This is a genomic window from Pantoea sp. Seng, assembly GCF_009829935.1.
GTDB classification, from domain to species: Bacteria; Pseudomonadota; Gammaproteobacteria; order Enterobacterales; family Enterobacteriaceae; genus Pantoea; species Pantoea communis.
Window position 1 is genome coordinate 45093 of record NZ_SZZV01000028.1, and the last position, 7047, is coordinate 52139.

At 52.0% G+C, this 7047-nt stretch carries 6 protein-coding genes; 2 read left to right on the forward strand and 4 right to left on the reverse strand.

Going from position 1 to position 7047, the window contains the following annotated elements; translation table 11 throughout:
- Positions 1-354 precede the first annotated feature (354 nt).
- Together FD737_RS22055 and FD737_RS22060 are read left to right on the forward strand one after the other, a co-directional pair.
- Positions 355-1446, forward strand: a complete 1092-nt coding sequence (locus FD737_RS22055; protein WP_097119247.1) for a porin — start codon at positions 355-357, stop codon at positions 1444-1446.
- 172 nt (positions 1447-1618) lie between these two features.
- Complete coding sequence (locus tag FD737_RS22060) at positions 1619-2677, forward strand: alpha/beta fold hydrolase (RefSeq protein ID WP_097119246.1); 1059 nt, start codon at positions 1619-1621, stop codon at positions 2675-2677.
- Here FD737_RS22060 and FD737_RS22065 read toward each other — a convergent pair.
- The 4 genes from FD737_RS22065 to FD737_RS22080 all read right to left on the reverse strand — a co-directional run.
- Positions 2610-3629 carry an AraC family transcriptional regulator gene (locus tag FD737_RS22065; RefSeq protein ID WP_160834594.1) on the reverse strand — a complete coding sequence of 340 codons (1020 nt, stop codon included), beginning with the start codon at positions 3627-3629 and terminating at the stop codon, positions 2610-2612. The two genes, FD737_RS22060 and FD737_RS22065, sit on opposite strands and share 68 nt — an antisense overlap.
- 85 nt (positions 3630-3714) lie before the next feature.
- Complete coding sequence (locus FD737_RS22070; RefSeq protein WP_097119244.1) at positions 3715-5151, reverse strand: YchO/YchP family invasin; 1437 nt, start codon at positions 5149-5151, stop codon at positions 3715-3717.
- A 211-nt stretch (positions 5152-5362) separates the two neighbouring features.
- Positions 5363-6160, reverse strand: a complete 798-nt coding sequence (locus FD737_RS22075; protein ID WP_058959720.1) for an SDR family oxidoreductase — start codon at positions 6158-6160, stop codon at positions 5363-5365.
- Positions 6161-6171: 11 nt separating this feature from the next.
- On the reverse strand, positions 6172-7047 hold an 876-nt coding region (locus tag FD737_RS22080), incomplete at its 5' end, for an ABC transporter permease (RefSeq protein WP_160834595.1).

Sequence of the window (7047 nt, forward strand, 5' to 3'; positions counted from 1 at the left end):
TTACCATGCTAATGATTAGGTGGTTTTCTATATTTGTTATTGAACAATAAAGCATAGGCTTGTGCTATTTAACCCTCAAGTAAAAGCGGTGATTTACTTTTCTTTAATTTTACTAAAAACCAATAAAAACAATGTTATATGTATTTATATTGGTCAAATGAATGACGGAATTGAGATAAGTTTCTCCAATATAAAATCCCATATAATGGAAGTTAAGATTAAAAATCACACAAAAAGCCAATTAGAAATATTTAGTTACATATATTGCACTGTTGATCTTGAACCTTTTGTGTCATTTTCTTTTCACCCCGACTACGGGGACACAATTAAAAAATATCACAGGGTAAATTATAAATGATGAAGCGCTCCTTACTGGCAGCAGTGATGCCTTTACTGCTGGGACTTTCTTCGGCTCAGGCCGCCGAAATCTATAACAAAGATGGCAACAAACTGGACCTGACCGGCAAAATCAACGTTTCGCATCTGTTCTCGGATAATGACAGCCAGAACGGTGAAGTCTCTTCCTATGCCCGTCTGGGCTTTAAAGGCGAAACCAAAATTAATGACCAACTGACCGGTTACGGCCAGTGGCAATATCAATACAGCCTGAGCAACTCAGAAGGCAGCGATGCTAACACGGGTAACAAAACCCGACTGGGCTTTGCAGGTCTGAAAATCGCGCAGTTCGGTTCAATCGACTACGGCCGCAACTACGGTCTGGTGTATGACGTTCTGGGTTACACCGATATGCTGCCATACTTTGGTGGTGATTCCGGTTACACCGATGCCTTCCTGTCAGGCCGTTCTACCGGTGTGCTGACCTGGCGTAACAAAGATTTCTTCGGTCTGGTGAAAGGCTGGAACTTTGCCGCGCAGTACGAAGGCAAAAACGAGCGCTCTGATAGCGCGACTGCCAGCAACCTGGCGGTACGTCGTTCGAATGGTGACGGCTTTGCGCTGTCAACCTCTTATGACTTCGATTTCGGCCTGAGCCTTGTCGGTGCTTACGCTAATCTGGATCGTGTCACTGCACAGAACACCGCGACCTACGGCCGTGGCGATAAAGCGCAGAGCTGGGCAGCCGGTCTGAAATATGATGCTAACCAGATTTACCTGGCGACCATCTATGGCGAAACGCAGAATGCAACGCCGATCGGTAACAACGGTTTCGCTAACAAAGCGGTTAACTTTGAAGCCGTTGCACAGTATCAGTTCCTGAACGGCCTGCGTCCTTCACTGGGCTATGTGTCTTCTCGCGCGAAAGATGTTGAGAACAACGTGGGCGATACCGATCTGTTCAAATACGTTGCCGTTGGCGTGACTTACTACTTCAACAAGAACATGTCTGCTTATGCAGAATATAAAATCAACCTGTTGAAAGATAATAACGCGTTGAACATCAACACTGACGACGTAACTGCTGTTGGTCTGGTGTATCAGTTCTAAGAGAGTATCCCTCATTGCATACCGGCTAGTGTCGGCTGGGTATGAGCCAGGGGCAGCGTAAGCTGCCCTTTTTTATTGTCGTTATACAGGTACTCAATCGTGATTGAGGACGCGATAACTGACTGTTTCCGTTATTACTCTTCATGATTTTACACTCATGGAGACAACGCTAATGAATCGATTTTGTATTTGTGCACTTATGCTGATGATGTGTGCGTCGCTTGCACAGGCCGCAACGGGTTTTCGTCAGATAACACTTGATAGTCAAGGCAATCGTCCGCTCAATGTTGCGTTTTGGTATCCCACTGCCGCCACGGGCGTCTTTGAAGATGTGGGTGAGAACCCCGTGTTCTATGGTGAGCCGATGTTACGCAATGCAACGCCTCGTCCAGGACAGCATCCTTTAGTCCTTCTGTCTCACGGCTATGGCGGTAGCTGGCGTAACCTCAACTGGTTGGCGCATGCACTCACTGTGCAGGGATACATCGTCGCTGCCCCCAATCATCCCGGTACAACAACTGAGAATCACGATCCTGCTACTGCCCGGAAACTTTGGCTGCGTCCAGATGATATCAGCCGGGTACTGGATCGGTTATTGGCAGACGAACACCTGGCAGGAAAGGTCGATTCGTTGCGCATCGCCGCAATCGGCCACTCACTCGGAGGGTGGACAGTAATGGAGTTAATCGGTGCCCGGTTTTCGTCGAACAGATTTGTTCAGGATTGTCAGAACCACGCGCAACTAGCAGACTGTCAATTGATTGAAACGTTGGGTATCAGCAATACAAATACCGCTTCTTTATTAGATGCTCAATTACGTAATCCACGTATTAAAGCGGCCGTATCGCTTGACCTTGGTCTGGCGCGCGGATTCACACCTGAGAGCCTGGCAAGGGTTTCTGTGCCAGTGCTGGTGTTATCCGCAGAACAAGACAGTGTTGAACTTCCCGCCTCACTGGTATCCGGCTATCTGGCGCAGTATCTTCCGCCGCAACAGACATCGTTTTCACGTATAAGAGGCGCAACCCACTTTAGTTTTATGCAGCGCTGTAAACCACATGGTGCTGAGTTAATCGAACAATCTTCCCCTGGTGAGGGCTTCGTTTGCCGGGATCAAGGCAGCCTCACCCGCGCCGATATTCATCAGGAGTTAATCGCCCGTATCACTCGCTTTCTGACAGCGGCATTGAACTCGCCTGCTGACGAAATGCACTCGGCGTCTGTCCGCTAATGCGTAAAAACTCGCGATTGAAATTTGATTTAGTGGTGAATCCTGACGCCAGCATCACCTCCGTAACCGGCAGTGAACTGCTTCGAAGCAACTGCTGCGCATGAGCGATGCGAAAACCATTTATCCACTGAGAAACATTGCAGTGGTAAGTCGCATTGATCGCACGTGAGATATGACGCGAGGGAATACCGGATTTGCGTGCTAACAGATTCAACGTGAGTTGTGTATTAAGGAACAGGTCATCCTGCCGCAGTCGATTTTCCAGTTGCAGGCACAAGGCTGCCTGCTCAGGCGTCTGCAACGGAGAAGAATCGGGCAGTACTGTCTCAATACTCACTTCCCGGGGGCGGGTCCGTGCTGCAAGTACAATCGCCAGACTAAGCAAAGGCAGCATTAAACTTTGCAGTATCGCGATGATTTGCGGCACAAGCTTGCCCTGATGCAAAGTGAATTCGAGCGCCACCAGCAAATCTGTCATACCAGAGAAGCAAAGAAAAACACCGGCGGTAAGAGCCATTCTTGCCGCCAGCCCGACTTCACCAATGCGCGCATCGCTAAATCGATCCCCACCGCCTAAGCCCATAAGAATCAATGTCGCCCCGTATCCGATATAAAGCACAAATAGCGCGCTATCAATGGCTTCTGGCCAGCACTGCATAATGATGATGGCCAGCGCGGGCGGGACGATTTTCCAGCGTGAATATTGATGAGTCGTATGCGGGCTGAAACAGTGCCAGGCCAGCGCCGGGATTAGCGTTGCTAATAACACGCGCAAAGCAATGAGTGGTGTTGACGGCCAGATCCAACGTAATGCTCCCACCGCCAGTAACAGTGAGCAGACGACCAGAAATAGCAGCGTGGTTTGGTGGCGCTGCTTATCGTTCGCAGCTAAGGTCACGATTAAAATTAGCAGCACCAGTAGCGTAACCAGCGGAACCGGAATTGAAGGCATGTAGTAAGAATCCATTCTTGACAATAAGCCGCTATATTACCAGGTTCATGCACTGAAGTGGCGGGAGTTTCTTCGATGGCCGTTACTAAGGCGTCATCAGATCGAAACGATTATCCTCACCGGAATCGATGCTAAACGGTTCCTGAATTTGCAGCGTAATCCAGTTGGAGGTCACCCGACTGCCCTTGCTGTCTTCCAGTGTCACAGACAGACGATAGCTGTTGGTGGCGTCCGATGCGCTATTCCATGCGGGCATGATGATGCTCCAGCCTTGCGGATCATTCGGATTAGCGCCCGGCGTGAGGCTTAACGCCTGGGTATCGCCCTGCCACGTCACCCTGGTTATCGGATTCGCATTACGGATTTGCAATTTCAGCGGCAGGCTTTCGCCGCCGTTTAATTGCCATGGCGGTGTGGCGAGGAATACCGATAAGGTTTTGCGCTGACGATACTCCACCACCGGCGTATTGTTGCGCGTCACCATGTCGTAACGGCTGCCGCGCAGAGAACGCGCTTCGGCCACGTTATCGGCACTCAACTGCTGGCTCAGCGGCACACCAAAACGATAGTTGAGATGCAAACCCAGCTGATCCTGACTTTCACCTTCATTACTGGTTTTGTGGCTAGCAGAAAATGTCACCAGCGGTACTGGGGTGTATGAGACGCCAAAAGTTAGCGCCGAAGGATTGTGATAGGTATTGCCGCTGCTAAACAGATCCACATCATTGCCCAGGTACTGCTCCCAACTCACTGACATACCAAGCTGGCGATAAAACGGCAGGTAGCCCTGAGTGGTGAAATCGTAGCCGCGTGCTAAACGCTGCTGCTGAAAGGGATCGCGGTTTTGCCAGCCCGATAGCGGTGTGTAGTAGTTAGCCGAGAAGCGCAGGTAATCACCCCAGGCTTCTGTGCCCACTGAAGCGCGCTGCAATCCGCTGTTGAACATGCGATCGACAAAACCGTTGTAACCAAGCAGCCATTTGCCCGCCGTCCAACGTTGTCCTAAGCCGATATTGCCCACCAGCCCATCATCCGTTTGGTGGAAGCCCACCTCACTAAACGTCAGATATTGATAGCGATCGGCCCACGGCGTAAGCAGAGAAGCGCCACTGCCGGTGAAGTTACCATCCATATCAACGTTAAAATCGATCTGCGCTTTACCATAAGGCGATAGCAGAGATTGGCCCTCATCCACCACGCGGTTTGCCACCTCATCGCGGAAATGGTTAAACGCCCAGATACCCGCCTGATGACCAAAAGTGTTGTCACTGGTGCTGTCCTGACTGGCTTCACCAATGCTCTTAGCGATGGTCGCCAGATTTTTGCTGAAAGCCGCATTTTCATCTTCATAGCCGAGTGCAGGCAGATCGCTGGCCATTTTCTGGAAGCGTTCGGGATCGCTAAAAGGCGCATCAGCGACATGCGTGTCAGTGACGAGCGCCAGAGCAGGCGCGGTGAAAAGCAGCCCCGTTGCAGCGGGCAACATACGCAGTGATTTAAAAGCAGAGAAAACAGATGTCATAGCAAAAACAGGCTTTTATCCAGTTTAGAATTTGAAGTGGCTCACAAAACTGTACTGGAATACCCTAACACATTCTGCCGATATTGCAGAAAAAGCCGGGCTGAATTAGGACATTGCCTGATTCGCAAAAGGCATCATCTTATCTTGATAGCCACATCGCTCCACAGAGCGCCCTGCGTAAAGCCCCGCAAGACGCTCACGGCTGCTGCGATTAGGAGAAGATCAACCCGCCATCCACATTGATGGTTTGGCCGGTGATGTAGCGCGCATCATCCGACGCGAGAAACGCCACCAACCCGGCGACATCTTGCGGCTGTCCGGCGCGTTTCAGCGGAATATTTTCCACCCACTCCGCCATCAACTCGCCTTTGCCATACTGCTTTTTATCGCTGCTAAGGATTTCTCCCCACACGCGATCGTTGTAATCCCACATCTCACTTTCGATGATACCCGGACAGAAAGCATTCACGGTGATGTGCGACGGCGCCAGTTCCAGTGCCAGGCTCTGAGTAATGCCGATAACACCCATTTTACTGGCCGCATAGTGTGGCGTGTAAATAAAGCCCTGTCGCCCCTGCCCGGATGAGGTGTTGATCAGGCTGCCGCTGCCCTGCTTCACCATGTACTTTGCCGCCTCACGGCAACACAGCCAGACGCCGGTGGTGTTCACAGCCAGAATTTTTTCGAAATCGCTCTTTGGCATCGCGTCAAAGCGATCAATAGTGATCACTCCGGCATTCTGAATCGAGACATCAATGGTGCCAAAGCGCTCCGCCGCCTGCTGATAAAGCTGCTGCACTTCGGCCTCATTGGTCACATCCACCTGCAGCGCCAGAATCTCGCTGCCATACTGTTCTTCCAGCGCCCGCGCTGTGGTGAATACCCGGTCCGAGTTGGACACCATTACCAGCCGAGCGCCATCGCGCGCAAATCGTGCGGCGATGCCCGCGCCAATGCCGCGGCATGCGCCGGTAATCACCACCGTTTTCCCACTAAAATCGCGTGTCATATTGCCTCCTGTTATCCGTGCGTTGCTTCAGGCAGGGCGGCCGATTGCTGCTTTTTTTCATGTCTGCGCAGCAGCACCACCTTACTTTGTAATTTTTGCTGGAACTGGTCGATGACCACGGCGGTGACGATCACCAGTCCTTTAATCACCATTTGCCAGAAATCGCTGACGCCCATCATCACCATGCCATCGGCGAGGAACACGATGACAAAGGCACCGATGATCGAACCTGATACGCGCCCGCGCCCCCCTGCTAACGCCGTTCCGCCCAATACGGTTGCACCGATGGCGTCCATCTCGAACATGTTGCCGGTCATCGGGTGCGCGGTTTGCAGTTGGGATGCGACGATCAATCCCACCAGCGCAGCACATAAACCGGAGAAGGCATAGACAAACACTTTGACCTTAATGATCGGCACACCGGCCAGGCGTGCCGCAGATTCATTGCCGCCGGTGGCATAGATATAGCGGCCCAGCGGGGTTTTACGTGTCAGATAAAGGCCGAGCAGCAGGAAGCCGATCATTAACCAGATTGGGATGTAGACGCCAAGCACACTGCCCGATCCCAGCAACGCGCAACCGGTATTACCCACTGCTGGCATCCCCACCAGATTGGCGTAGGTACTGCCATCGTTGAACAGCAGCGCGGCCCCACGAGCCACATACATCATGCCGAGGGTGCAGATAAAGGGTGCCACGCCCAGACGCGTCACCACGGTGCCGTTGATCAACCCCAGCACGATGCCGAACAGCGCCACCACCAGAATCACTTCCGGCACGTTAAAGAACAGCGTGTTGCCGCCCCACAGCGGCACACCATTGGTGAGCAAAGCCCCCGCCACCATGCCGCAAATGCCCGCCACCGCACCGACCGACAGATCGATGCC